Genomic DNA, 22202 nt, shown 5'->3' with positions numbered 1-22202 from the left:
CTTGTTACCCCTCAGCGCGGCTTTTCCGAAACGTCACGGCTCAAGCCCTTTTCCTTGAGTTCGTCCTCGTAGGCAACAAAAAGCTCGGCTCCCTTTTCTCCGAGCTCCCGAAGATAGGTCCAGGTGTAGATGCCGGTATCGTGCATGTCGTCGAACCCGATTCGCACCGCATAATTGCCGGTCGGGGTAATCGACATGATTGCGACATTGCGTTTGCCGGGAACCGTGACCTTTTGCCCCGGCCCATGGCCTTGCACTTCAGCCGATGGCGACAGGACACGCAGCATTTCGGCCGAAAGATCGAAGCTCGCACCGTCGCTGAAGGTCACCGCGAGCCGCTGGCGATCCTTCGATACCCTAAGTTCGGTTGGCCAGACATCGCTCATTTCACATCCCCTATTGCCTTGCGCCGAGAAGTAGGCTTTGGCTCAATGCCAATCAAGCGCATTTTACCCTGGGACATGGGTATTTCCCTTGACGTGACAACGGCATGTGCACACATATCCATCATTGCGGAGGTTTTCGTGAACAGCAATGTAGGAAACACAGGCAACGCGATCCCAATGATCGCTGGTGCCACCCCGATGATCGACCCCTTTGGGCGGGCGGTAACCTATCTGCGTGTTTCCGTCACCGACCGCTGTGATTTCCGCTGCACCTATTGCATGGCGGAAAACATGACATTTCTGCCGAAGAAGGACCTTCTGACTCTGGAAGAGCTGAACCGGCTCTGTTCCGCCTTCATCGCGAAGGGGGTGCGCAAGATTCGCCTCACCGGCGGAGAGCCGCTCGTGCGCAAGAATATCATGTTCCTCGTCCGCGAACTCGGCGCCAGGATCGGTGCCGGCCTCGATGAGCTGACAATCACTACCAACGGCTCGCAGCTTGCCCGTCATGCGGAAGAACTCTACGATTGCGGCGTGCGGCGCATCAATGTCTCTCTCGACACGCTCGATGCGGACAAGTTCCGCAAGGTCACCCGCTGGGGCGATCTTGCAAAAGTCATGGAAGGCATCGACGCCGCGCAGAAGGCGGGGCTGAAGATCAAGCTCAATGCCGTCGCGCTCAAGGACTTCAACGAGTTCGAAATTCCGGACCTTTTGCGCTTCGCCCATGGCCGTGGCATGGATCTGACCGTCATCGAGACCATGCCGATGGGCGAGATCGATGAGGATCGCACCGATCAATATCTGCCGCTCTCGAAGCTGCGCACTGATCTCGAGCGTCAATTCACGCTGACGGACATCGCCTACAAGACCGGCGGCCCGGCCCGCTATGTGACGGTCGAGGAAACCGGTGGTCGGCTCGGCTTCATCACTCCGATGACCCATAATTTCTGCGAGAGCTGCAATCGCGTGCGTGTGACCTGCACCGGCACGCTCTACATGTGTCTTGGCCAGAATGATGCCGCCGACCTGCGTTCGGCGCTTCGCGCCTCCGAGGATGACGCCCTGCTCAATGCGACGATTGACGAGGCCATCACCCGCAAGCCGAAAGGTCATGACTTCATCATCGACCGCACCCACAAGCGCCCGGCCGTCGCCCGTCACATGAGTGTCACCGGCGGCTGATGCCGTGAGGCGTCGCCCGGGCAGAATATTCCTTCAGGTTCGGTTGATCGAAACCCCGCCATTGACGAGCATCGCCGATCCCGTGACGAAACTTCCCATATCCGATCCGAGGAAAAGGGCTGCCTTGGCTATTTCCTCCGGTTCCGCGACACGTTTCAGAGCATGCAGGCCCTTTATGAAGGAGATTGTTTCAGGGGCGGCGTTCGGAAAATTAATCGGGTTGAGACGGGTATTCACGCCGCCTGGAAGCAACGCATTGACGCGAATGTTCCTCGGCCCGAGTTCGGCGGCAAGCACCTGGACAAGCCCTATCAATCCTGCCTTGCTCGCCGCATAGGCACCCATCCCCGGCATGCCCGCCGTGTGGCCGACGAAGCTCGAGGTGAAGACGATGGAGCCCCTGCCCCGCGCAATCATCGCTGGCGCCTGATATTTCGTCGCCAGGAATGCGCTCGTGAGGTTGAGTTCCATCGTCTCACGCCAGCCCTTCAGCGATATGTCGCAGAGAGCGCCAAGCTCACCGCTTCCACCGGCATTGTTGTAGGCGATATCCAATCCGCCGAAGCGCTCGACGGCGGTCTCGACCAAGGTTCCATGCAGTGCTTCGTCCGTGATGTCGCCCGTAACCGCTACGGCTTCTCCGCCGGCCTCCGCGATTTCCGCCACCACCATTTCCAGTTCATGCTTACGGCGGGCCGTCACGATCACTTTCGCGCCTTCGGCGGCGAAGAGCTTGGCGGCTGCTCGCCCGATGCCGGAACTGGCGCCGGTGACGATCGCGATCTTTTCCCTCAGGATAGTCATTTTGAACCTCCGCTATTTGAAATTCCGATTGCAGAGTTCAATTCTCAAATCACATCACCTGCAGCCACCCGTTTCTTGCCAGCGTGCGGGCGCGGTTGCATTTTGTTGCATCGCACAATCAAATTTGATTCCCAAGCACTTAACCCGTGATTCCCTTCGCCGCTTTTCCGCTCTAGAAGGGCATGTACGGGAATAGGGAATCTCTTGATGACGCGGTCACGAAATACCCAGGGTGCGATCTACATGACCCTGGCAATGGCAGGTTTTTCCAGCAGCGACGCAATCTCCAAATCGGTCATCGTTCATATGAACGCCGGCGAGATCATGTTTCTCCGCGGTCTCTTCACCACTGCCATCGTCTATCTTATCGCCCGCTATGTCGGCGCGTTGCGCTCCTGGAGCGTCGTGCTGCAGCCGATGATGCTGCTGCGTATTGCCGGCGAGATCATTGCCGCAATCACCTACATCACCGCCCTCGGCATGATGCCGATCGCGAATGCTTCCGCCATTCTTCAGGCCTTGCCGCTGGTCGTCACCCTTGGAGCAGCCCTGTTCCTTCGGGAGCCTGTGGGTTGGCGTCGCTGGACCGCGATCATTGTCGGCCTGATCGGCGTCCTGATCATCATTCGGCCAGGCCCTGAGGGCTTCACTGCCGCCGCCCTTCTCTGCGTCGGCAGTGTGCTCTCGACCGCCACGCGCGATCTTGCCACCCGTCGCCTCAACACGGACGTTCCTTCGCTGATGGTAACGGTTATTACGGCGTCCTCGGTTGCGATCTTCGGTGCCCTTTCAATCGTGCCGCTTGGTGGATGGCAGCCTGTCAGCCTTGAATCGCTTTTTCATCTGCTGTTGGCTTCCGTATTGGTGCTCGTGGGCTATCATTCCGTCATTACTGCAATGCGCACTGGCGAGATCTCCTTCGTTGCGCCATTTCGCTATACGAGCCTGATTTGTTCGGCGCTTCTTGGTCTCGCCTTTTTTGGGGAGGTGCCCGATCTTTGGACGGTCGTCGGAGCGGCCATCGTCATCGGTTCGGGCCTTTACGCATTCTATCGCGAGAGTATGCGTCGTCGCGCGCAACCGATAGCTCAGGAAACGACGGCGCGCGCCACGGTCTAGGAACGAAACCATGGTGGATAGCAATTCTCCTCTCTCCGACATACCGGGCGTCGTCCTGGCAGGCGGCCGGTCGCAGCGTATGGGCATCGATAAGGCTCTTGTCCGACTTGGCGGACTGAGCCTGTTGGACCGCGCCATCGACCGCTTTTCGCCACAGATTTCCTCGGTTGCACTTAATGCGGACAGTAATGGATCGCAAACGCATTATTTGCCGCTGGTGCCCGACACCATTCCGGGCAAGGCAGGACCCCTTGCCGGCGTGCTGGCCGCCATGCGCTATACCGCTGAAAATCATGGCAATGCCACGCATGTCGCGACTGTTCCCGTCGACACGCCCTTCTTCCCCTTGAATTTAATTAGTCGGCTAATAACGGGCATTGGTCCTGGCAATACGATCGCGATTGCCGCCTCGAATGGACGCCGCCACCCGGTGTTCGGCCTTTGGCCTGTTGCGATCGCCGACGATTTGCAGGACTGGCTGAACCGGAACGAAACGCGCCGCGTTCTCGACTTTCTCCGACGTCACGACGTGCAGGACGTTGATTTCCCGATGACCGTTACGCGCGTCGGCCTTCTGGATCCCTTCTTCAATATCAATACGCCTGATGATCTTGCCCAGGCGGAACGCTGGCTGGAGGTGCTTGGATCATGACGCGACCAAGGGTATTCGGCATTGCAGGATGGAAGAATTCGGGAAAAACGGACCTCACTGTTCGGCTGGTCGCCGAATTCACCCGGCGTGGCTACCGCATTTCCACGATCAAGCACGCGCATCACGATTTCGACATCGATAAGGTCGGTACTGATAGCTACCGCCATCGTCAGGCAGGCGCGCATGAGGTTACGATCGTGTCCGGTACGCGCTATGCCGTCATGCATGAATTACGCGGTGACCCCGAGCCCGCCTTCAAGGAAGTCCTGGCCCGGCTGTCGCCCTGCGATCTCGTGCTGATCGAGGGATACAAGCGCGAGCCTATACCGAAGATCGAAGCAAGACGCCTGGAATCGGCAAAGCGCGAGCCGCTCGCACCACAGGATCCACATATCGTCGCCATCGCCGCGGATCATCCGGTGGCAGACACGTCCCTACCCGTCTTCAATCTTGATGACACGGATGCCATAGCGGATTTCATTGCTTCCGCCACAGGGCTCCAGAGCGCGGAAAAATGAAAGCCGCCGGTTAAACGGCGGCTCCTCATGTTTGCTTGCATAAAATATCAGTTGGAGGCGACCGGTCGCACCAGCGGCGTCACACGGCGGATGGTAACACGTCTGTTCTCCTGTTCCGGCCCGGGCGTGTTTACTTTCAGATAGCGCTCACCATAGCCCTGCGTCGCGAGATTCTCCGGAGGAACGCCGTAGACGTCGGTCAGCACGTTCGCGACTGATTCCGCCCGCTGATCGGAGAGGATCAGGTTGCTCTGATCCGAGCCGACGGCGTCCGTGTGACCCTCGATCAGAAAGGTCTCGCTATGATTCTTTTCAAGAACCTCATTGATCGCGTCTGCCACCTTGCGCAGCGTGCGCGCCTGGCTCATCGGAATTTCGGCACTGCCGGTCGCAAAGGTGATCGTATCAAGGTCGATGCGTCGCACCTTGTCGCGAATGCGGGCCGAATATTTCACCTCGTTGAGTGAATAGACGCGTTCGACGGGTTCCACCGGCGGTTCGCTCAGGAACTCGTAATAGTCACGATCCGGGTCGGTGCTGGTGTCGATGATATAGTCTCGCACCGGAATGCCAAGACGCATTGGCGGCAGGTCTGCGCCGGGATCCTCGAAATAGCCTCGGTCCGGATCTTCATAAAGTTCGGGCGAATAGTAGAGAACGGATTCCCGTCCCGCCTCGTCGATGCGCGAGCGCTGGATGATATCGCCGTACCGGTTGCGGATCGTGACGATCCGATATCCTTCCGGGCGCTCGATCGTCTCGCGGTAGCGATCCCGCGAGAGCTCCTCGTAAAGCGGGCGCTCGCCATTGCGCAGGAAGCGCCGATCGTCGTCACTGCGTACGATAACGTTATTGTTGATTTGCATGATGACGCGATCATCCTGCCGCTCACCAAAACGGGCGCCTTCGGGCTGCAGGAAGTCCGGACGGTCCCGCAACCTGCGGCCCTCCTCCCGCGTCACCGCCTCAATCTTTATAGGCTCACGCCGTGAGCCTTCACCTGCCGCCTGTGCGTCGGCATCCGATGTCGGCGCCTTCACTGGAGCTTCCTCGGCACGAAGCTGACGACGTTCCTGGCCACCTCGAACGGCATCCTTGTCGCTGTCGAGAACTGCGGCACCGTTTTCGACCGGCAGGATGACAGGCTGGTCAGTCTTGGTCGGATCCTCTGCAATCTGCTTGCGACGCTCGAGCTCCTGCGGCGAAACCTTCTCCGGCTGTGGGATCGGCTGCTCGGTCTGCCCGGTTTGATCAAGCGGCTGCTTCTCGGGAGCCGCCTGCTCCTGCTGGGCTGGTGCCTTGCCGGTATCAGGTTGAATTTGTGGCTGCGCCTGCTCCTTCTGTTGCGGAACTGGGGCCTTCTCGGGTGCGGGCGAAGGCTCGGGAGTTGGGACCGCCTGCTCTACGGGCGGCTGTTGCTCGGAAGGTTGGCTTTTCGGCTTTGTTTCGATTGGCGGTTTCTTCAATCCCTTTTCCGGCCGTTGTCCTTCGGACTCCGCATTTGCCCGGTCTTTCTGATTCTCGCGTGGCTTTGGTTGCGCCGGCTGCTCGGCCGTAGTTGCGGGCTGCTCGGCTGTGGGTTCCGGCTGTTTCTGGGGCTCCTGCTGTTTCGGTGCCGGTGCGGCTTCCTCTTGCGTCGGCGCCTTGCGCTTCCTTGGAGGCTGCTCCTCCTGCTGAGCGGGCTCTACCGCCCCGGCCTCCGGCGCCTGCTGAGCTGGCGCGGCTCCTTGACTTTGCTGCTTGTCGCGTCGCGGGCGTTCCTGTGTCGGCTGTTCAGGCTCGGCGCCGGGTGCCTGCTGCTCCTGTGTAGCTTCCTTCTGGCGCTGCTGCTTGTCGCGTCGCGGGCGCTCCTGCTGCTGCGCGGGTTGCTCCGGCGCAGCCTCTGGCGCTCGTTGTTCCTGTGCCGACTCTGGCTGCTGCTCAGACTGCCGTTCCTTTTTCGGCTTGGGTGCCGATTCTTCCTGCTGCTGCGATTGGGCCGCCGGGGCTTGCTCCTCCTGCTGTTTTTTCCGCTTCTTCGGCAGTTCTTCCTCGGACTGCGGTGCATCCTGCGCTATTTCATAACTGCCGTTTGCGGCCTTGGCGGCGATCGGTCGTTCACTCGACAGGATGCTGCGTACATGAACCTCTGCATGGGCCGGCGGTACCATCAGCGACAGCGAAAGCAGCGGAAAGGCCGCGCTTGCGAACAGTCTGTATTTCATACCCATTGGCTTTCCTTCGTCATGTTGAATTCGTCTGCCTTAAGTCCCTAGGCCCCCCGCATCCATTTCGAGATGCGGCTACGAACGAGAATTGCACAAATCGCGATTTGTTCCTGTTTGTGTAGGAGACCGAAAATTAATCTCGGATGAACGAGGCGGCAGGCTGCGGTTCACTTTTGACCGTCTGAACAAGCCGTAGAGAATGTTTTTTGCGCCGCAAAATCGCCTGCGATTCTGATTGCATTTTTATGAAAAAAGGTTTGATTATCGCGCCAAGGCGGATTAGCCCCAAGGCATTACGGCTGCCAGGCGGAAAACAAGAACACCCGGCGGCCATCAACCAGAGAGGATCCCTTATGCGTAACGCAACCCGTTTCTTCGCCGCAGCTTCGATCGTGGCGATGTCGCTCTTTGCCGGTTCCGCGATGGCGGACGGCGAAAAGGTCGTCATCGGCACGGAAGGCGCCTATCCGCCCTTCAACAATCTCGAGGCCGACGGTTCGCTCACCGGCTTTGATGTTGACATCGCCAAGGCACTCTGCACGGAAATGAAGGCAGACTGCACCTTCGTCACCAACGATTGGGAAGGCATCATTCCCGCGCTGCAGGCCAAGAAGTTCGACGCAATCATAGCCTCCATGTCGATCACGCCCGAACGCAAAGAAAAGGTCGACTTCACCAACAAGTACTATAACACCCCGCCGGCGATCGCAGTGCCGAAGGATTCCACGATTACCGATGTCGCAGGACTGGCCGGCAAGACGATCGGGGCGCAGGCATCCACGACCCATTCGAACTATGCCGAAGCCCACATGAAGGATTCGGAGCTGAAGCTCTATCCGACGGCTGACGAGTACAAACTGGATATTTCCAACGGCCGCATCGATGCCGTCATCGACGATGTCGTGGTGCTGTCTCAATGGGTCAAGTCTGACGCGGGCAGCTGCTGCAAGATCCTGACGACACTGCCGATCGACAAGGAAATCAACGGTGAAGGCGCCGGTATCGCCATCCGCAAGGGCGACGACGCGCTTCGCGAGAAGTTCAATGCCGCGATCACCGCCATTCGCGCCAACGGCACGTACAAGAAGATCAACGACAAATACTTCGATTTCGACGTCTACGGCGACTGATCGGAACTGAGTAGTCTTGAAGCGAATGGCGGAAGACTTGCTCTTCCGCCATTTTTGTCTGACAAGTAATCAAGAGCAAAAACGGCAAAAGCCGTAAAGGGAAATTGGTATGAGCGGATTGTTTTCCGCGTTGGCTTCGTTCCTGGCCTGGATCGGCAACATCGTCGATCCGCTTTGCGGCCCCGCCGGCATTTTCACCTGGTTCGGTTCCTCCACGATTGTGGCTTGCGGCGATACCGGTTGGGGCGACGAGATCGCACTCGGCCTGAAGATAACGGTGGCCGTTGCAATCGCCACGCTACCGGTCGGACTCATCATCGGTTTCCTTGTCGCGCTGGCGCAGCAGTCGCAAGAAAAGTCCACGCGTCTTGCCGCCGGTATTTATACGACGATCTTCCGCGGGCTTCCCGAGCTCCTCACTCTCTTCATCATCTATTACGGCCTCCAGATCCTGCTGCAATCCATCTTCGGCCTGATGGGAATCAATGAGCGTATCGAGATCAACGCCTTCGTAGCCGGGATGATCGCTCTATCGGTCGTGTTTTCGGCCTATTGTGCCGAAGTCCTGCTGTCGGCTTTCCGGGCTATCCCCAGGGGACAATATGAAGCGGGAGACGCGCTCGGCTTCCATCACGGCAAGACGATGTACCTCATCATTCTGCCGCAACTCGTTCGCATTGCCCTCCCCGGCCTCACCAATCTCTGGCTCATCCTGCTCAAGGATACCTCCTATGTCTCGGTCATTGGCCTTTCCGATATCCTGCGCCAGACCGGCATTGCGGCCAAGGTCAGCAAGGAGGCCTTTCTTTTCTATTCGATCGCCTGCCTTCTCTATCTTGCGCTGGCCATAATTTCCTCCTTCGGCCTCGGCTTTCTCGACAGATGGGCGAAACGCGCGGAGACTCGCCGATGAGCCATGCCGAAGTTCTGATCCCGCCGCGGCCGGCGCCCGAAGAGGCGATCAAACCCATCACGCCCGCCCGGATGGCCGCTTATGCCATTCTGGCGCTCTGGGCGGTACTCGCCCTGTCACTCGTGTTCATGATGGTCGCCAATTGGGATACGGATAAATTCATCCGCTATGGTCCGCGCTATCTCCACGGCCTCTCTCTCACCTTATCGCTCGTTGGCGCCTCTGTCGTATGCGGAGCCGTGCTGTCATTGCCGCTCGCTTTTGCCCGCATATCGAAGAACCGGGTGCTCAACGGAATTGCCTATGCGTACGTCTACCTCTTCCGAGGAACGCCGCTGCTTGCTCAGCTCTTCCTTGTCTATTACGGCATCGGCAGCTTCCGGCCGCAGCTGGAGGCAATAGGTGTATGGTGGTTCTTCCGCAATGCCTGGAATTGTGGCTTCTTTGCTATGACCCTGAACACGGCCGCCTATCAGACCGAGATTCTGCGCGGCGCGATCCAGAGCGTTCCGCACGGTCAGCATGAGGCCGCCGCCGCCCTCGGGATTCCCAAGATGGTCGCTTTCCGCAAGATTGTCCTGCCGCAAGCACTTATCGTCGCGCTCCGCCCCTATGGCAACGAGATCGTTCTGCTCGTCAAGGGATCGGCCGTCGTCGCCATCATCACCGTGCTCGATCTCATGGGCGAGACCCGCTACGCCTTCTCCCGCACATTCGACTACCAGACCTATCTCTGGGCAGCAATCTTCTATCTCGCAATCGTCGAAACCCTTCGTCATGTCTGGGCATGGATAGAAGCGCGTCTGACCAGGCACCTTAAGCGATGAGCATGTGTGCTGCGAATTCTATGTTTGGCAGCACTCCGGTTGGTTCGCTGCTAACCTATTGATTTTTAAAATAAAAATGTCTAATATTAGGCATCGGTAAAGCTTTGGTTAATCATGCCGTGTTTCCATTTTGGAACGGCCAACGAGCCGTCCAGAATGGGAACAGAAAAGCGAGATGCAGATGCACAAGGACATGGAAATGCGGCTCAAAGGCTACGGCCTGACGACCGCGCAAATTCTCTACCGCCTGCCCGATCATCCGGCGATCCTGCAGACCTATGTGTGGCAGGACTACGACCTTGCACCTGATTTTCCCGAGATGAGAGGTTTCCTGAAATTCTGGCAGGAGAAACTCGACGGACCGCTCCACTCGGTCCGCTATGTCCACCGTAAGCTTATTTCCGCGACGGAGTGGCGGGCTTTGAAGGGAGAATTCATCCTCCACTGAAGATACGGCCATATCGCTCAGACATGCACCTGACCGTGGGCGAACTCGCCCTCATCCGGCTCTCTGTGGATTGCTCCGTAGAGAATGCAGAGATAGGCGGCAACAACCGCGACTATGACGATCCAGCCGGGGACGGGTCCCAGGGACGCATGTGCCGACAGTTCGCTCCATGACCGAACGTGATCGGCTGGAATGCCGCCCGGCTGAAGATCCGGCGCGGAAATCTTCAGGGCCCAGGCGAGCAGCAAAATGAGATACATCCAACAGTAATTGCGCCGCAGCCGACGCTGCAGCGCTTCGCGATATCCCATGATGAAGCTCGGTACGAGCAGGCTCTTGGCGATTGCCGCGGACCATTCCGTATTGAGTTCGGTCTGAGGCGCCAGGATTGGCGCGAAATAGCCGCGCTCCAACCGTCGAACGCGTGCCCTGTAAACATCGAAGAAGCGATAGCGCCGCGCTTCGATCAGAAGCAGCAGTGTGGTCAGCAGCATTGCGAAAAGCACGACGCCGTGATGCGAATTTGGCGTCGACAGCGATACGGAGAGCAGCGCCGCCGTGACCGTGATCGCCCAGTTCGATGTTCGGTCTATTCGGTCCCGCCAACTGATCATCCGGCTAAGCTCGCCACGATAATAATGGCACAGGACGGTCGTGATTTCCGCGGGGGCGATCGGAAGGGACGGCGGTTTCAAGTCCGGTTTGCCGTCCTCGGACACGACTTTGCTAAGCTCGGAAACCATGGCGAGACCTCCCTCATTCTTTTTATGGTAACCGCAGTATTCGCTCTTTGTTCCTGTTTCACAATGCCCCAAGCCTTGCCAAAGACCGCCAACAGCCGTAGAGCCTGATCAATCTCTTGTGACCGGAAAAGCGATGAAGAAGAAGATCGACGAGGACGCACTGGCGGAGGCTTATAATCGCGCGCTTGCCCTTGAAAAAGCGGGCGAAATTGATGCCGCCGTAAAAGCCTATGAAGAAGTTCTGGCCATCGACCCTGAAGATCACGGCGGCGCAGCTGTCCGGATCGCCTCCATGGGACGCGGCGAGACGCCGGTGAAGGCGCCGGACGCTTACGTCGAGACCCTGTTCGACCAGCATGCCGGAGTCTTCGAAGACGTGCTTGTCGAGCAGCTCGGCTATCACGTGCCCCTGCTCGTTCGTCAACGTCTCCAGGCTCTGGGCCTCGGTCCCTTCAAGCGAATGCTTGATCTCGGCTGCGGCACCGGGCTAACGGGCGGCACATTGCGCGACATGGTCGAGGACATCACGGGTATCGACATTTCCGAAAAGATGGTCGAGACTGCGCATGAGAAAGACCTCTATGAGACGCTGTTCGTTGCCGAAGTCGAGGATTTCCTTGATGACAACGACGAGGAATCCTTTGATCTCATCACCGCAACCGACGTCCTTCCCTATCTCGGCGCGCTGGAACCGCTCTTCTTCGGCGCGGCCGACAACCTGACGCCTGGCGGCATTTTCGTTTTTTCCTCCGAAAGCCTGCCCGACGATGTGATGGCCGGCCGTGCCTATATGGTCGGCCCGCATCAGCGCTTCGCCCATGCAGAAAGCTATGTCCGAGGGCGTCTGTCCGCGACCGGTTTTGAACTCGTCGAACTTTCGGAGATCAACGTTCGCATGCAGGACGGCCACCCCACGCCCGGCCATCTGGTAATTGCCCGCTTCGTCGGCTGACGCAAAGGATTGTTGCCTTCACGGCTGCAAGGATCTGCCGGCCAGACGATGCTGAAATCGATGGCGGGCACCTAACTGACCTTTCGCGATCATGCCCTTTCCGGTAAGCCTCTGAACTCTGTTTGTGGAAGGAGCATCGCTGATGGCAAAAGTCGCGTTCATAGGTCTGGGTGTCATGGGATTTCCAATGGCTGGTCATCTCAAAACGAAGGGCGGGCACGACGTCACAGTCTATAACAGGACCGCCTCCAAGGCCCAGGATTGGGTGGCGAAATTTGGCGGCAAAAGCGCCCCTACTCCGGCGCAGGCTGCCGAAGATGCAGATTTCGTTTTCACCTGTGTCGGCAATGACGACGACCTCCGCTCGGTGACAACAGGCGAACAAGGGGTCCTTCAAGCGATGAAGCCCGGCTCGATTCTGATCGACAATACGACGGCAAGTGCAGAGGTTGCCCGTGAGCTCCATGCTGCAGCGAAGGCAAAGGGCTGCGATTTCATCGATGCTCCGGTCTCCGGCGGCCAGGCAGGCGCCGAGAACGGCGCTCTGACCGTCATGTGCGGCGGAGAACCGGCGACCTTCGAAATAGCGAGACCGGTCATCGACGCCTATGCTCGCATGGTCGGCTTGATGGGAAACGTCGGCGCGGGGCAGCTGACCAAGATGATCAATCAGATCTGCATCGCCGGTCTGGTCCAGGGTCTGGCCGAAGGCATCCATTTTGGCAAGCGGGCCGGTCTCGACATCGAGAAGGTGGTCGAGGTGATTTCCAAGGGTGCGGCAGGCTCCTGGCAGATGGAAAATCGCCACAAGACCATGAACCAGGGTAAATATGACTTCGGCTTTGCCGTTGAATGGATGCGCAAGGATCTCGGCATCGTCCTGGCGGAAGCGCGCAGCAATGGTGCGAAACTGCCGGTCACTGCCCTCGTCGACCAGTTTTATGGCGACGTGCAGGCCATGGGCGGCAGCCGTTGGGATACGTCCTCGCTGCTCGCCCGCCTCGAAAAATGATAGGTCCCTCTTCCAGCGCGACCGATCTGATCGCCCATCTTCAGACGCTGCGCTCGGAGAAGAATATTGCCGGGATGGCGCGTTTCGGGATCGTCACCGGAACGGCGCTAGGCATTTCCAATCCCGATATGCAGAAGATCGCCCGCCGCGCCGGATGTCATCACCGCCGTGCGCTGGAATTATGGCAGAGCGACATACGTGAAGCGCGCATGCTGGCGCTCTATACCGCCGACCCTGCGCGCCTGACGGCAGAGGAGGCCCGCGTTTGGGCCTGGGAATTCAATTCCTGGGAAATTGTCGATACTGCCGCCGACCTGTTCGTTGACGCCCGCCTTGATAGGATCCTTGTGCCTGAATTCGCGGCAAACGACCGCGAATTCATCCGTCGGACGGCCTTCGCCATGATCGCCGGCGCCGCCGTGCACCTGAAGAAGGAACCGGATGAAGCCCTTCTCGCTTGGCTTCCCCTGATTGAAGCCCATTCCCGGGACCCGCGCAATTTCGTGAAAAAGGCCGTCAGCTAGGCCCTACGCAATATCGGCAAACGCAATCGCGCCTGCCATGCCGCTGCGCTTGCCGTGGCCGAGCGCCTTGCGGCAAGCGATGACAGGACCGCGCGCTGGATTGGAAAGGACGCTGTCAGGGAATTGAGGAGCGCAAAGATAATGGCACGGCTGAAGACGTGACCCTCTACCTCTTTTATTCTAGTCGTCGCTCGACTTGGCGTTCTCCAGGATCATGTAATCGAGCGGCAGCTCCGTCGAATATTTAATCTGCTCCATGGCGAAGGCGGAGGAAACGTCGCGGATTTCGATCTTTGCGATCATCCGCTTGTAGAAGGCATCATAGGCCGCGATATCGGGCACGACGACGCGTAACAGATAATCGACATCACCGCTCATACGGTAGAATTCCACCACTTCGGGAAACTCCACCACGACCTCGGAGAAGCGCTTCAGCCATTCGATCGAGTGGCTGCTGGTTCTAATGGACACGAACACCGTAACTTTGGTGTTCACCTTCGCCGGATCGAGAATGGCGACGCGTCGCTGGATTACACCATCCTCTTCCATCTTCTGAATGCGCCGCCAGCAAGGTGTCGTGGACAATCCGACTTTCTTGGCGAGATCGGCGACGGCCAGCGTCGAGTCTTCCTGGAGAAGGCGGAGTATCTTGCGGTCTAGGCGATCCATTCCATAGTCCTTTCGAATTATTTTCTCTGTATAGCGCGATTCCGCCGGGGGGAAAGAAACTTGTTTCAAGAAATCAGAGATCTGACGCGATCTTGAAGAACCGGCAGCAATTCCTCCTCGAACCAGGGGTTCCGTTTCAGCCAGCCGCTGTTGCGCCAGCTTGGATGCGGCAGCGGCAGCATGGCCGGCAATTCATTCCTCCAAAGGTAACTTCGCCATTCGGAAACCGTTTCCGTCATGGAGGCCCTGCGGGCGCGGCCGAGATGCCAGGCTTGTGCATATTGGCCCACGGTGAGCACCAGTTCGATCTGCGGCATGGCGGCGATCACGCGAGCACGCCAAAGCGGCGCGCATTCTCGCCGCGGCGGCAGATCGCTTCCTGCCGCGTCATAACCGGGAAAGCAGAACCCCATCGGCACAATCGCAAAACGGTTGCGATCATAGAAACTGTCGCGATCGACACTCAGCCATTGTCGCAACCTGTCTCCCGAAGCATCGTTGAAAGGTAAGCCGCTTTCATGCACCCTGAGACCGGGCGCCTGTCCTGCGATCAGGATTTTTGCCTGTGACGACATTACCACCACCGGCCGCGGTTCGTGTGGCAGCGCGTCCGCTTCGCCGCCTGCGGGAACATCGCGGCAGATGCGGCAGGCCGCTATTTCCGCATGCAGCGCTTCGAGATCCTGCTCCGGATTTGGTCTTGCCCTTTCGAAAACCGCTGCCATCCTTGCCTCAATTCCATCCGGCGAGCCGTTTCACGAATTCGGCAACGCTGGCAAATGCATCTGAACCATCCGTATCATCGTCGTGATGACGAACGTCCTGGGGCATTTCGAAGCGCCCTGCCCAAAGACCCGCCCTTGCCTGCCGGGCGTCGGCCTCTTCTTTCCGGTAGGCGCCATAGGAAACCGCCATCCCCTGACGGACCATTTCGCCATTGACGTTCGCCCCGCCAGCCACGCAGGTCACGAGCAGCCTGTGGTAACGGTCGCGCTCCCCACCCCGGCATTCGGCCGCTCCTGTCGCCATCAGCTTTTGGAGCAGCGCTCGTGCCGCGCGTCCGCAGGGCCATGACGTGCCGTTACGTTCGCAGCTTTGCTGATATTCCGGAGCATCGATTCCCTTCAGCCGCAACCTTTCGCCGTTGCGTGAAAGCGTATCGCCGTCGACGGTAAAAAAGCCTCCGGAATGAATGGTTTCCGGCCCTCCGTTCAGTTTCAGCGCGATGAGGCCTATTAAGGCCAGAAGGGCAAAAGCGGTCGTTCCGTCGCGCAGCAGGCGGACAAACCGCGTCACGCTTTTGCCTCCTTAAAGAACAAATCCTTGGCAAAGATGGCAAACAAATGATTTCCTCGGCAGCATCTTCTTAAGGATTGGGCGCTATGCTTTAACTATCCGCGGAAGAAGTTTCAACCTGCACATGAGTACCGGCGTCAGTACATCGACAGATAAAATCATTGTCGACAAGTCGCGTAGCCACCGCAACAAAGCCGTGTCCAAGGCTGTGCGGCAGACACGCGAGCGCCTCCAGTCGGGCCATGCTGCCGGGCCCCTTTTCGACCGCGAAATTCTGATGATGCATGTGCATGCGGCGTTGCAGAGCGCATCGATCATGCCGCTTTTCATCCTCATCATCGCTGGGCTTGGCACCTATTTCACCCGTGATCCGCAGATATTTGCCTGGGCCGCTTTCACGCTCTGTGCCCACTCGGTCAACATGCTGCTCGTGCGCCGCGCGCGCAAACAGGAGATCACGGCGGAAAGCGCCCGTAAATGGCGGCGGATCCTGCTTTGCGGTCAGATACTGATCGGCTGCTGTTGGGCGGTCTTCGCTGTCCAAGGCTGTTCGGCCTGCGCACCGGAAAGCTTCATTCTCTACAAGGGTGCAACGCTGCTGATAGCGCTGTCTCTGACGGCGATGTCGAGCTTCATGCTGCCGGCGGCCGTCCTTGTCGCCTTTGCGCCCGCTGTCGTTGCACTGTCCGTCAAGGCTGGTATTTCCCGAGACATCCTCGAATTGTGCCTGGCGGCAGTTTTCACAACGACAGTCATCTTCTTCAGCTACATCACAGACCGGCTTTTCCAGTCCAATCTCAAGATCCTGTCGTTCCAGTCGGAAAAGGACGACCTGATCGCCGAGCTGGAGGTCGCCAAATCCATGTCCGACGAAGCCCGCCGCCGCGCCGAGGAGGCCAACCTCGCCAAGTCGCGATTCCTTGCGTCGATGTCGCATGAGCTACGCACGCCACTCAACGCGATTCTCGGCTTTTCTGAAGTCATGGCTTCCGAAGTCATGGGGCCGCTTAACAATCCCACCTACAAGGAATATACCGGCGACATCCACCGTTCCGGCCAGCATTTGCTCAATCTTATCAACGAAATTCTGGACCTGTCGCGCATCGAGGCCGGCAGGTATGAGCTAAGTGAGGAAGCGATTTCGCTGCTCGACATCGCCGAAGATTGTATCGGTATGGTGCAGTTGCGCGCCCGCGGCAAGAATATCTCCATTTCCGAGCAATTCGAGCCGGAGCTCCCAGCGGTCTGGGCGGATGAGAAGTCGATACGGCAGGTTGTGCTCAATCTTCTGTCGAACGCCGTGAAGTTTACGCCCCAGTCGGGCGAGGTCACCGTCAAGGTGGGCTGGACCGCCGGCGGCGGTCAATATATCGCCATCAAGGACAATGGCCCCGGCATCCCAGAGGAGGAAATTCCGATCGTGCTTTCCGCCTTCGGCCAGGGCTCGATTGCTATCAAGAGCGCCGAACAGGGCACCGGCCTCGGACTTCCGATCGTGCAGGCCATTCTTGCCAAGCATGACGGCCAGTTCATCCTGAAATCGAAACTGCGCGAAGGCACCGAGGCGATCGCGATCCTGCCTGCCAAGCGCGTGATGCAGACCATCCCGGCCGTCGAGGATGCGCCGGCCGTCGCGCGCAAGCGCAGAAGCTTTGCCTAGGATATCCTGCGTTCGAACGCACGGCGGCTTATGCCAACAAATGGCGGCCGACGATGAAGATGAGGTAGAGGCCGCAGGCGGCAATCATACAGAACACGGCAAAGGAACCGAGATCCTTCGCATGCTTGCCGACGATCGAGATTTCCGGCGATATCCGATCGATCATTTCCTCGATTGCCGTGTTCATCGCCTCGACGGAAAATAGCCCGAGAAACAGCACGATGGAAATAACGATTTCCACTATGCTGGCTCCGACAGCAACAAGCAGAATCTCGGCGGCGGCAAAGAACAGAAGCTCCTGGCGAAAGGCTGATTCCTGCAAGAGCCGAAGGAACCCCGCCCAGGAATAACCCGCGGCCGCAAAAAGATGCCGGAAGCCCCGTTCCTTGGTCACCGCTGGTTTCTCCAATTCGCTCATGCCCTGCACCGCAATTGGAACGACATCAGGCATGCCGTCGTTGCGCTTTCACGCCATTATAATTAGCGATCATGCGAATACAGATTTGTCCACCTGTTCGCAAGATAGCGAGCTTGGACATCAATGGCTGTTGCTGACACCCGCGCTTGTGAAGGTTGCCATGCCGGAATGGCAAGCCGCGGCCGCTTTGACGATCCCTGCGGCAAGTGCGGCGCCAGTGCCCTCGCCAAGGCGCATTCCGAGCGCCAGCAGCGGTGTCTTGCCCAACTGTTCGATCGCCCGGAGATGTCCGGGTTCGCCCGAAACATGGCCGATTAGACAATGATCGAGCGCGGAAGGATTGGCGGCCTTGAGGATCGCACCGGCCGCGGTCGCCACATAACCGTCGATGATCACGGGGATCTTCTCCACCCGTGCGGCGAGGATGGCGCCCGCCATGGCAGCGATCTCGCGGCCGCCGAGGCGACGCATGATTTCAAGCGGATCGGACAGGTGATCGCTATGAAGCTCGACAGCCCTTTCGACTGCCGCCACCTTGCGCTCCAGCATCTCGCCTTCCGAGCCGGTACCAGGGCCGACCCAGTCGCGCGCCGTTCCGCCATAGAGCGCGTAATTGATCGCTGCGGCAATGGTCGTGTTACCGATGCCCATTTCGCCAATGCAGAGAAGATCCGTCCCGCCGGCGATCGCCTCCATGCCAAAGGCCATCGTGGCAGCGCAGTCGCGTTCCGAAAGGGCCGGCTCTTCGGTGATGTCGCCGGTCGGGTAGTCGAGCGCCAGGTCGAAGACCTTCAACCCGAGATCATTGGCGACGCAGATTTGATTGATGGCCGCGCCCCCGGCAGCGAAATTCTCCACCATCTGCTGCGTCACCGCCTGCGGAAAGGGCGTTATTCCCTGGTTAACCACACCGTGGTTGCCAGCGAAGATCGCCACCAGCGGCCGGTTGACGGCCGGGCTGCGGCCCGTCCAGGCAGCAAGCCAGAAGGCGATTTCCTCGAGCCGCCCAAGCGCCCCCTGCGGTTTCGTCAGTTGCGCATCGCGTGCGCGAGCCGCCGCCAGCGCTCTGGAATCCGGTCCCGGCAGTTCGCGCAACAGGGCACGGAAATCGTCGAATGGCAGGCCGGAGACGCTCATGGATACGGATTCCTTGTCTTTCTTTGTCAAATCAGGTCTTTTGCGTGGCGACTCTATTAAAGGCGGAACAAGGCGCTCACAACTGCAAAAGCGCCGCATCCGGTTGGAAGGCGAAGGTGGATATGGGAGTGAGGAAATATGGCGATGATGTCGCGCGCGCCATCGCGTTTCTGAGCCGCCTTCCCGTGCCGCAACGCTTTTTTCTGGGCCATGACGGAAAGCTTACACGTGTCGCCCGTACCTTCCCCACCGCGGGCCTTCTTATTGCCCTGCCCGCGGCACTGACCCTCGTGCTCGTATCGTCCCTCCATGCCGATCCGCTTCTCGCTGTCCTGCTTACCCTTGCGGTTCAGACGCTTGCGACCGGCGCGCTGCACGAAGATGGCCTTGCCGATACCGCCGATGGGCTCGGCGGTCGTGACCGCGAGCGCGCGTTGGCAATCATGAAGGACAGCCACATCGGCACCTACGGCGTCATCGTCCTTCTTCTTTCCTTCGGCATCAGAGCTGCCGCGCTTGCGCAGATCGTGCGGGATCTCGCGCCGGCCACCGGCGCACTCTGCCTCCTCGCCACCGCGGCTATCAGCCGCGGTGCCCTCGTCTGGCACTGGTACGTCCTGCCAGCCGCAAAGCCAGATGGTGTCGCCGCCGCTGCGGGCAAGCCTGACGAGGCATCCATGCAGATCGCGCTTGTTACCGGAGGCTTGGTCGCCGCCCTGCTGTTGTGGCCTGCGCTATCGCTGCCGCCGCTCATCTTCTCGCTTCTCGCTGCCGCGACCGTTGCCGCCATCTTCACCGCGCACGTCCGGAAGCGTCTTTCCGGCCACACCGGCGATACACTTGGCGCCATGCAACAGATTTGCGAGATCGCCGTTCTCGCCACTCTTGCCATGGCTTCCTGAAACACCGATATATTTCGCTATGCAAACGCCCTGCATTCTCGTCTGCTCTATCGATATCGCGACCGGCTACTGTTTCGGCTGCGGCCGCACGCAACAGGAGATTGGGGCATGGACAGTCTATTCGGATGAGGAGCGCCGCGACATTATGGCCTTGCTGCCCGAAAGGCTGGCCACAATCGAGCGCCGGCCGCGGCGGGAGACGCGCCGCCAGCGGATGGCGCGGGAGCGCAGCTCCGCATGAGTCGCCTGACGATCTTTCTTGTCATCATCGGCATCGGCCTGGCGCTCCTGATCTTCAACAACGACACCGGCATGACCTTTGGCATGGACAATGACGACTTCGGTCGCCTGGTCTATCTGCTGCCGATCGCCCTCATGTTGAGCGCCGCCATCTGGGCAAGCCGCCGCAATATCGGCCAGACGGCGCGTCACTTGTTGATCTGGCTCGTCATCATTCTCGGCCTTGCCACCCTTTATCTCTACCGCACGGAAGCCGAGCAGGTCGCGAATCGCCTCGTCGCCGGCCTGGTGCCGGGCCACGCCGTAGTCGTCACCACCAGCGAAGGCGGTCGGGAAATCATCATTCACAAACAGCTGAACGGCCATTTTGAAGCGGATGTCGCGGTCAACGGCCAGCCGATCGAGATGCTGATCGATACGGGCTCCAGCATGGTTGCGCTCTCGCATGAAGACGCCGTGCGCCTGGGCATCGACCCCGATAGCCTCACCTACTCCATGACCGTGATGACGGCGAACGGCCGTGCCCGGGCCGCCCCGGTCAGCCTCTCGGAGGTGGCGATCGGCCCGATCGTCCGCCGCGACGTTGCGGCAAGCGTCGCCGAGGAGGGCCGGCTGGATCAGAGCCTCCTCGGCATGAGCTTCCTCGAAACCCTAGGCTCGCTGCAGATGCAGACGGACGAGCTCCGATTGCGCGACTGACCGCTGCACCGACCGCACGCTTCAGTTTCTCAGCCTGTAGCCCGTCTTGAAGATCCAGCCGAGCGTCCCGAGGCAGATCGCCAGGAAGAGCGTGATCATCGCCAGGCTGATCAACGGGTCGACGTCGGCAATTCCGTAAAAGCTCCAGCGAAAGCCGCTGACCAGATAGAGTACTGGGTTGAAATGACTGACTGCTTGCCAGAAGGGCGGCAGCATGCTGATCGAATAGAAGCTGCCGCCGAGAAAGGTCAGTGGCGGCACGACGAGCATCGGGATGAGGTTAAGCTGTTCGAAATTGCCCGCCCATATGCCGATCATGAAGCCGAACAGACTGAAGCTTATGGCCGTCAGAAGGAAGAACAGGATCATCATGAATGGATGCTCGATCCGTATGTCGACGAAGAGGTTGGCCGTCAGCAGGATGATGAGCCCGATGAGAATGCCCTTCGTTGCCGCCGCGCCGACATAGCCGATCAGGATTTCCGTCATCGCCACCGGCGCTGAAAGGATCTCATAGATGGTACCGGTGAATTTCGGAAAATAGATGCCGAAGGAACCATTGGCGATGCATTGCCCGAGCAGCGTCAGCATGATGAGACCCGGCGTAATGAAGGCGCCGTAGGACACGCCCTCCACCACCTGGATGCGCGAGCCGATCGCCGCGCCAAAGACGATGAAATAGAGCGAAGTGGAGATGACAGGCGAGACGACGCTCTGCAAAAGCGTACGGCGGGTGCGCGCCATCTCGAACCTGTAGATCGACTTGATCGCTTCGAAGTTCATTTCGCGCCTCCCACCAGTTCTACGAAGATATCCTCGAGCGAACTCTGCCGGGTCGACAGATCCTTGAAATGGATGCCTTCCTCGCTGAGTTTCGTCAGCAGCGAAGCAATGCTTTCCTGCTCGTTATGCGCATCGAAATCATAGATCAGGCGGTTGCCGCCCGCCTCGAGGGACAAACCGTTGCCGGAAAAGCGTTTCGGCAGACAATCCAGTGCGTCCGAAAGATCGAGGATCAACTGTTTGCGGCCGAGCTTCGCCATCAGCGCCGTCTTTGCCTCGACCAGCAGCAGTTTGCCGCCGTTGATGACGCCCACGCGGTCGGCGATTTCCTCGGCCTCTTCGATATAGTGTGTCGTCAGGATGATGGTGACACCGGAAGCGCGCAACCGCTTGACGACATTCCACATGTCCTTGCGCAGCGTCACGTCGACGCCGGCTGTCGGCTCATCGAGGAACAGGATTTGCGGCTCGTGCGACAATGCTTTGGCGATCAGCACGCGCCGCTTCATGCCGCCTGACAGCTCGCGCAGCATATTGTCCTTTTTTTCCCAGAGCGAAAGGTCGCGCAGCACCTTCTCGATATGGGTCGGGTTTGCTTTCTTTCCGTGCAGCCCGCGCGAAAAGCTGACGGTGTTCCAGACCGTTTCGAACTGGTCGGTGGTTAGCTCCTGCGGCACGAGGCCGATCATGGTCCGCGTCGCGCGAAAGTCCTTGATGACGTCATGGCCGGCAACAAGTACCTGCCCTCCGCTCGGATTGGCGATGCCGCAAATGATGGAGATCATCGTTGTCTTGCCGGCGCCGTTCGGTCCAAGCAGCGCCAAAATCTCGCCCTGCTCGACCTCGAGATCGATACCCTTGAGGGCTTGGAAGCCGTTTGCATAGGTTTTGGTGAGATTTTTGATGGAAATGATTGCAGGCATGCCTGGTTCTTCGCCGTTTTCCTCGAATTTTGCCCGCTATATACCCTGCCACGCC

General features: G+C 59.0%; 25 protein-coding genes and 1 pseudogene. 15 read left to right on the top strand and 11 right to left on the bottom strand.

Features of this window, described 5'->3' with window-relative positions:
- Window positions 1-11: 11 nt before the first annotated feature.
- The gene (locus AAE029_RS05835) at window positions 12-386 is read right to left on the bottom strand and encodes a gamma-butyrobetaine hydroxylase-like domain-containing protein (RefSeq protein WP_371071855.1); all 375 of its coding nucleotides are present in this window, start codon (window positions 384-386) and stop codon (window positions 12-14) included.
- Window positions 387-563: 177 nt separating this feature from the next.
- Here AAE029_RS05835 and moaA point away from each other — a divergent pair, with 177 nt between their 5' ends.
- Window positions 564-1571 (top strand): GTP 3',8-cyclase MoaA, encoded by a 1008-nt coding sequence (gene moaA / locus AAE029_RS05830; protein ID WP_371072109.1) that lies wholly within the window; start codon window positions 564-566, stop codon window positions 1569-1571.
- A 33-nt stretch (window positions 1572-1604) separates the two neighbouring features.
- Here the strand turns inward: moaA and AAE029_RS05825 are convergent, their stop codons facing one another.
- Entirely contained in the window at window positions 1605-2375 is a 771-nt protein-coding gene (locus AAE029_RS05825; protein ID WP_371071854.1) for an SDR family oxidoreductase, read from the bottom strand.
- Window positions 2376-2582: 207 nt separating this feature from the next.
- Here AAE029_RS05825 and AAE029_RS05820 point away from each other — a divergent pair, with 207 nt between their 5' ends.
- From AAE029_RS05820 to mobB, 3 genes are read left to right on the top strand one after another with little or no spacing between them, the layout of a single operon-like run.
- The gene (locus tag AAE029_RS05820; RefSeq protein WP_371071853.1) at window positions 2583-3494 is read left to right on the top strand and encodes a DMT family transporter; all 912 of its coding nucleotides are present in this window, start codon (window positions 2583-2585) and stop codon (window positions 3492-3494) included.
- Between the two features lie 10 nt (window positions 3495-3504).
- A complete protein-coding gene (gene mobA / locus AAE029_RS05815; RefSeq protein ID WP_371071852.1) occupies window positions 3505-4146 on the top strand; it encodes a molybdenum cofactor guanylyltransferase MobA in 642 nt (213 codons plus the stop codon).
- Complete coding sequence (gene mobB, locus AAE029_RS05810; protein WP_371071851.1) at window positions 4143-4664, top strand: molybdopterin-guanine dinucleotide biosynthesis protein B; 522 nt, start codon at window positions 4143-4145, stop codon at window positions 4662-4664. The genes mobA and mobB overlap by 4 nt, the downstream gene beginning before the upstream one ends.
- 47 nt (window positions 4665-4711) lie before the next feature.
- Here mobB and AAE029_RS05805 read toward each other — a convergent pair whose 3' ends face one another.
- Window positions 4712-6874 (bottom strand): OmpA family protein, encoded by a 2163-nt coding sequence (locus AAE029_RS05805; RefSeq protein ID WP_371071850.1) that lies wholly within the window; start codon window positions 6872-6874, stop codon window positions 4712-4714.
- A 350-nt stretch (window positions 6875-7224) separates the two neighbouring features.
- Between AAE029_RS05805 and AAE029_RS05800 the strand changes: the two genes are divergently transcribed.
- The 4 genes from AAE029_RS05800 to AAE029_RS05785 all read left to right on the top strand — a co-directional run bounded on the left by AAE029_RS05800 (window position 7225) and on the right by AAE029_RS05785 (window position 10189).
- Window positions 7225-8001, top strand: coding sequence for an ABC transporter substrate-binding protein (locus AAE029_RS05800; protein ID WP_371071849.1), 777 nt, complete (start codon window positions 7225-7227; stop codon window positions 7999-8001).
- A gap of 109 nt (window positions 8002-8110) precedes the next feature.
- Window positions 8111-8914 carry an ABC transporter permease gene (locus tag AAE029_RS05795; RefSeq protein WP_371071848.1) on the top strand — a complete coding sequence of 268 codons (804 nt, stop codon included), beginning with the start codon at window positions 8111-8113 and terminating at the stop codon, window positions 8912-8914.
- Window positions 8911-9741, top strand: a complete 831-nt coding sequence (locus AAE029_RS05790) for an ABC transporter permease (RefSeq protein ID WP_371071847.1) — start codon at window positions 8911-8913, stop codon at window positions 9739-9741. The genes AAE029_RS05795 and AAE029_RS05790 overlap by 4 nt, the downstream gene beginning before the upstream one ends.
- A gap of 181 nt (window positions 9742-9922) precedes the next feature.
- Window positions 9923-10189 carry an usg protein gene (locus AAE029_RS05785; protein ID WP_371072108.1) on the top strand — a complete coding sequence of 89 codons (267 nt, stop codon included), beginning with the start codon at window positions 9923-9925 and terminating at the stop codon, window positions 10187-10189.
- A gap of 17 nt (window positions 10190-10206) precedes the next feature.
- Here the strand turns inward: AAE029_RS05785 and AAE029_RS05780 are convergent, their stop codons facing one another.
- Window positions 10207-10932 carry a DUF2270 domain-containing protein gene (locus tag AAE029_RS05780; protein WP_371071846.1) on the bottom strand — a complete coding sequence of 242 codons (726 nt, stop codon included), beginning with the start codon at window positions 10930-10932 and terminating at the stop codon, window positions 10207-10209.
- Window positions 10933-11065: 133 nt separating this feature from the next.
- On the opposite strand from AAE029_RS05780, the gene AAE029_RS05775 reads away from it, so the two are divergent.
- From AAE029_RS05775 to AAE029_RS05765, 3 genes and pseudogenes are all read left to right on the top strand, one after another.
- Window positions 11066-11884: a methyltransferase domain-containing protein gene (locus AAE029_RS05775; protein WP_371071845.1), complete on the top strand. Its 819-nt coding sequence runs from the start codon at window positions 11066-11068 to the stop codon at window positions 11882-11884.
- A gap of 142 nt (window positions 11885-12026) precedes the next feature.
- Window positions 12027-12896, top strand: a complete 870-nt coding sequence (locus AAE029_RS05770; RefSeq protein WP_371071844.1) for an NAD(P)-dependent oxidoreductase — start codon at window positions 12027-12029, stop codon at window positions 12894-12896.
- Window positions 12893-13582 (top strand): annotated as a pseudogene (locus AAE029_RS05765) (DNA alkylation repair protein). Before AAE029_RS05770 ends, AAE029_RS05765 begins: the two are co-directional and overlap by 4 nt.
- Window positions 13583-13600: 18 nt before the next feature.
- Here the strand turns inward: AAE029_RS05765 and AAE029_RS05760 are convergent.
- The 3 genes from AAE029_RS05760 to AAE029_RS05750 all read right to left on the bottom strand — a co-directional run bounded on the left by AAE029_RS05760 (window position 13601) and on the right by AAE029_RS05750 (window position 15385).
- Window positions 13601-14089: an Lrp/AsnC family transcriptional regulator gene (locus tag AAE029_RS05760; RefSeq protein WP_371071843.1), complete on the bottom strand. Its 489-nt coding sequence runs from the start codon at window positions 14087-14089 to the stop codon at window positions 13601-13603.
- Window positions 14090-14154: 65 nt separating this feature from the next.
- The gene (locus tag AAE029_RS05755) at window positions 14155-14814 is read right to left on the bottom strand and encodes a uracil-DNA glycosylase family protein (RefSeq protein WP_371071842.1); all 660 of its coding nucleotides are present in this window, start codon (window positions 14812-14814) and stop codon (window positions 14155-14157) included.
- Between the two features lie 7 nt (window positions 14815-14821).
- Window positions 14822-15385: a thermonuclease family protein gene (locus AAE029_RS05750; protein WP_371071841.1), complete on the bottom strand. Its 564-nt coding sequence runs from the start codon at window positions 15383-15385 to the stop codon at window positions 14822-14824.
- A gap of 124 nt (window positions 15386-15509) precedes the next feature.
- Here AAE029_RS05750 and AAE029_RS05745 point away from each other — a divergent pair, with 124 nt between their 5' ends.
- Window positions 15510-17045: a sensor histidine kinase gene (locus AAE029_RS05745; protein WP_371071840.1), complete on the top strand. Its 1536-nt coding sequence runs from the start codon at window positions 15510-15512 to the stop codon at window positions 17043-17045.
- 28 nt (window positions 17046-17073) lie between these two features.
- On the opposite strand, the gene AAE029_RS05740 is transcribed toward AAE029_RS05745, so the two are convergent.
- Both AAE029_RS05740 and cobT read right to left on the bottom strand, forming a co-directional pair.
- Window positions 17074-17454 (bottom strand): diacylglycerol kinase, encoded by a 381-nt coding sequence (locus tag AAE029_RS05740; RefSeq protein ID WP_371072107.1) that lies wholly within the window; start codon window positions 17452-17454, stop codon window positions 17074-17076.
- Window positions 17455-17583: 129 nt separating this feature from the next.
- The gene (cobT, locus tag AAE029_RS05735) at window positions 17584-18600 is read right to left on the bottom strand and encodes a nicotinate-nucleotide--dimethylbenzimidazole phosphoribosyltransferase (RefSeq protein ID WP_371071839.1); all 1017 of its coding nucleotides are present in this window, start codon (window positions 18598-18600) and stop codon (window positions 17584-17586) included.
- A 122-nt stretch (window positions 18601-18722) separates the two neighbouring features.
- On the opposite strand from cobT, the gene AAE029_RS05730 reads away from it, so the two are divergent.
- From AAE029_RS05730 to AAE029_RS05720, 3 genes are read left to right on the top strand one after another with little or no spacing between them, the layout of a single operon-like run.
- On the top strand, window positions 18723-19502 hold the full coding sequence (locus AAE029_RS05730) for an adenosylcobinamide-GDP ribazoletransferase (protein WP_371072106.1): 780 nt from the start codon (window positions 18723-18725) through the stop codon (window positions 19500-19502).
- A gap of 19 nt (window positions 19503-19521) precedes the next feature.
- Window positions 19522-19743, top strand: a complete 222-nt coding sequence (locus tag AAE029_RS05725) for a DUF1289 domain-containing protein (RefSeq protein ID WP_371071838.1) — start codon at window positions 19522-19524, stop codon at window positions 19741-19743.
- On the top strand, window positions 19740-20441 hold the full coding sequence (locus AAE029_RS05720) for a TIGR02281 family clan AA aspartic protease (RefSeq protein WP_371071837.1): 702 nt from the start codon (window positions 19740-19742) through the stop codon (window positions 20439-20441). Before AAE029_RS05725 ends, AAE029_RS05720 begins: the two co-directional genes overlap by 4 nt.
- Window positions 20442-20462: 21 nt before the next feature.
- Here AAE029_RS05720 and AAE029_RS05715 read toward each other — a convergent pair whose 3' ends face one another.
- Together AAE029_RS05715 and AAE029_RS05710 are read right to left on the bottom strand one after the other, a co-directional pair.
- Window positions 20463-21224, bottom strand: coding sequence for an ABC transporter permease (locus AAE029_RS05715; RefSeq protein ID WP_371071836.1), 762 nt, complete (start codon window positions 21222-21224; stop codon window positions 20463-20465).
- Window positions 21221-22147 carry an ABC transporter ATP-binding protein gene (locus AAE029_RS05710; RefSeq protein WP_371071835.1) on the bottom strand — a complete coding sequence of 309 codons (927 nt, stop codon included), beginning with the start codon at window positions 22145-22147 and terminating at the stop codon, window positions 21221-21223. The genes AAE029_RS05715 and AAE029_RS05710 overlap by 4 nt, the downstream gene beginning before the upstream one ends.
- Window positions 22148-22202: the final 55 nt, after the last annotated feature.

Origin of the sequence: Sinorhizobium sp. CB7 (assembly GCF_041357635.1) — a bacterium.
Lineage (GTDB): Bacteria > Pseudomonadota > Alphaproteobacteria > Rhizobiales > Rhizobiaceae > Rhizobium.
This window is presented reverse-complemented; position numbering and strand designations above follow the sequence as displayed.

Coding starts and splice junctions, on each gene's coding strand:
- AAE029_RS05725 (WP_371071838.1), top strand. CDS start 19,522: ATGCAAACGCCCTGCATTCTCGTCTGCTCTATCGATATCGCGACCGGC.
- AAE029_RS05710 (WP_371071835.1), bottom strand. CDS start 22,147: ATGCCTGCAATCATTTCCATCAAAAATCTCACCAAAACCTATGCAAAC.
- AAE029_RS05805 (WP_371071850.1), bottom strand. CDS start 6,874: ATGGGTATGAAATACAGACTGTTCGCAAGCGCGGCCTTTCCGCTGCTT.
- AAE029_RS05715 (WP_371071836.1), bottom strand. CDS start 21,224: ATGAACTTCGAAGCGATCAAGTCGATCTACAGGTTCGAGATGGCGCGC.
- AAE029_RS05835 (WP_371071855.1), bottom strand. CDS start 386: ATGAGCGATGTCTGGCCAACCGAACTTAGGGTATCGAAGGATCGCCAG.
- AAE029_RS05820 (WP_371071853.1), top strand. CDS start 2,583: ATGACGCGGTCACGAAATACCCAGGGTGCGATCTACATGACCCTGGCA.
- moaA (WP_371072109.1), top strand. CDS start 564: ATGATCGCTGGTGCCACCCCGATGATCGACCCCTTTGGGCGGGCGGTA.
- mobA (WP_371071852.1), top strand. CDS start 3,505: ATGGTGGATAGCAATTCTCCTCTCTCCGACATACCGGGCGTCGTCCTG.
- AAE029_RS05775 (WP_371071845.1), top strand. CDS start 11,066: ATGAAGAAGAAGATCGACGAGGACGCACTGGCGGAGGCTTATAATCGC.
- AAE029_RS05790 (WP_371071847.1), top strand. CDS start 8,911: ATGAGCCATGCCGAAGTTCTGATCCCGCCGCGGCCGGCGCCCGAAGAG.
- AAE029_RS05825 (WP_371071854.1), bottom strand. CDS start 2,375: ATGACTATCCTGAGGGAAAAGATCGCGATCGTCACCGGCGCCAGTTCC.
- mobB (WP_371071851.1), top strand. CDS start 4,143: ATGACGCGACCAAGGGTATTCGGCATTGCAGGATGGAAGAATTCGGGA.
- AAE029_RS05745 (WP_371071840.1), top strand. CDS start 15,510: ATGAGTACCGGCGTCAGTACATCGACAGATAAAATCATTGTCGACAAG.
- AAE029_RS05755 (WP_371071842.1), bottom strand. CDS start 14,814: ATGGCAGCGGTTTTCGAAAGGGCAAGACCAAATCCGGAGCAGGATCTC.
- AAE029_RS05785 (WP_371072108.1), top strand. CDS start 9,923: ATGCACAAGGACATGGAAATGCGGCTCAAAGGCTACGGCCTGACGACC.
- AAE029_RS05720 (WP_371071837.1), top strand. CDS start 19,740: ATGAGTCGCCTGACGATCTTTCTTGTCATCATCGGCATCGGCCTGGCG.
- AAE029_RS05760 (WP_371071843.1), bottom strand. CDS start 14,089: ATGGATCGCCTAGACCGCAAGATACTCCGCCTTCTCCAGGAAGACTCG.
- AAE029_RS05800 (WP_371071849.1), top strand. CDS start 7,225: ATGCGTAACGCAACCCGTTTCTTCGCCGCAGCTTCGATCGTGGCGATG.
- cobT (WP_371071839.1), bottom strand. CDS start 18,600: ATGAGCGTCTCCGGCCTGCCATTCGACGATTTCCGTGCCCTGTTGCGC.
- AAE029_RS05770 (WP_371071844.1), top strand. CDS start 12,027: ATGGCAAAAGTCGCGTTCATAGGTCTGGGTGTCATGGGATTTCCAATG.
- AAE029_RS05730 (WP_371072106.1), top strand. CDS start 18,723: ATGGGAGTGAGGAAATATGGCGATGATGTCGCGCGCGCCATCGCGTTT.
- AAE029_RS05780 (WP_371071846.1), bottom strand. CDS start 10,932: ATGGTTTCCGAGCTTAGCAAAGTCGTGTCCGAGGACGGCAAACCGGAC.
- AAE029_RS05795 (WP_371071848.1), top strand. CDS start 8,111: ATGAGCGGATTGTTTTCCGCGTTGGCTTCGTTCCTGGCCTGGATCGGC.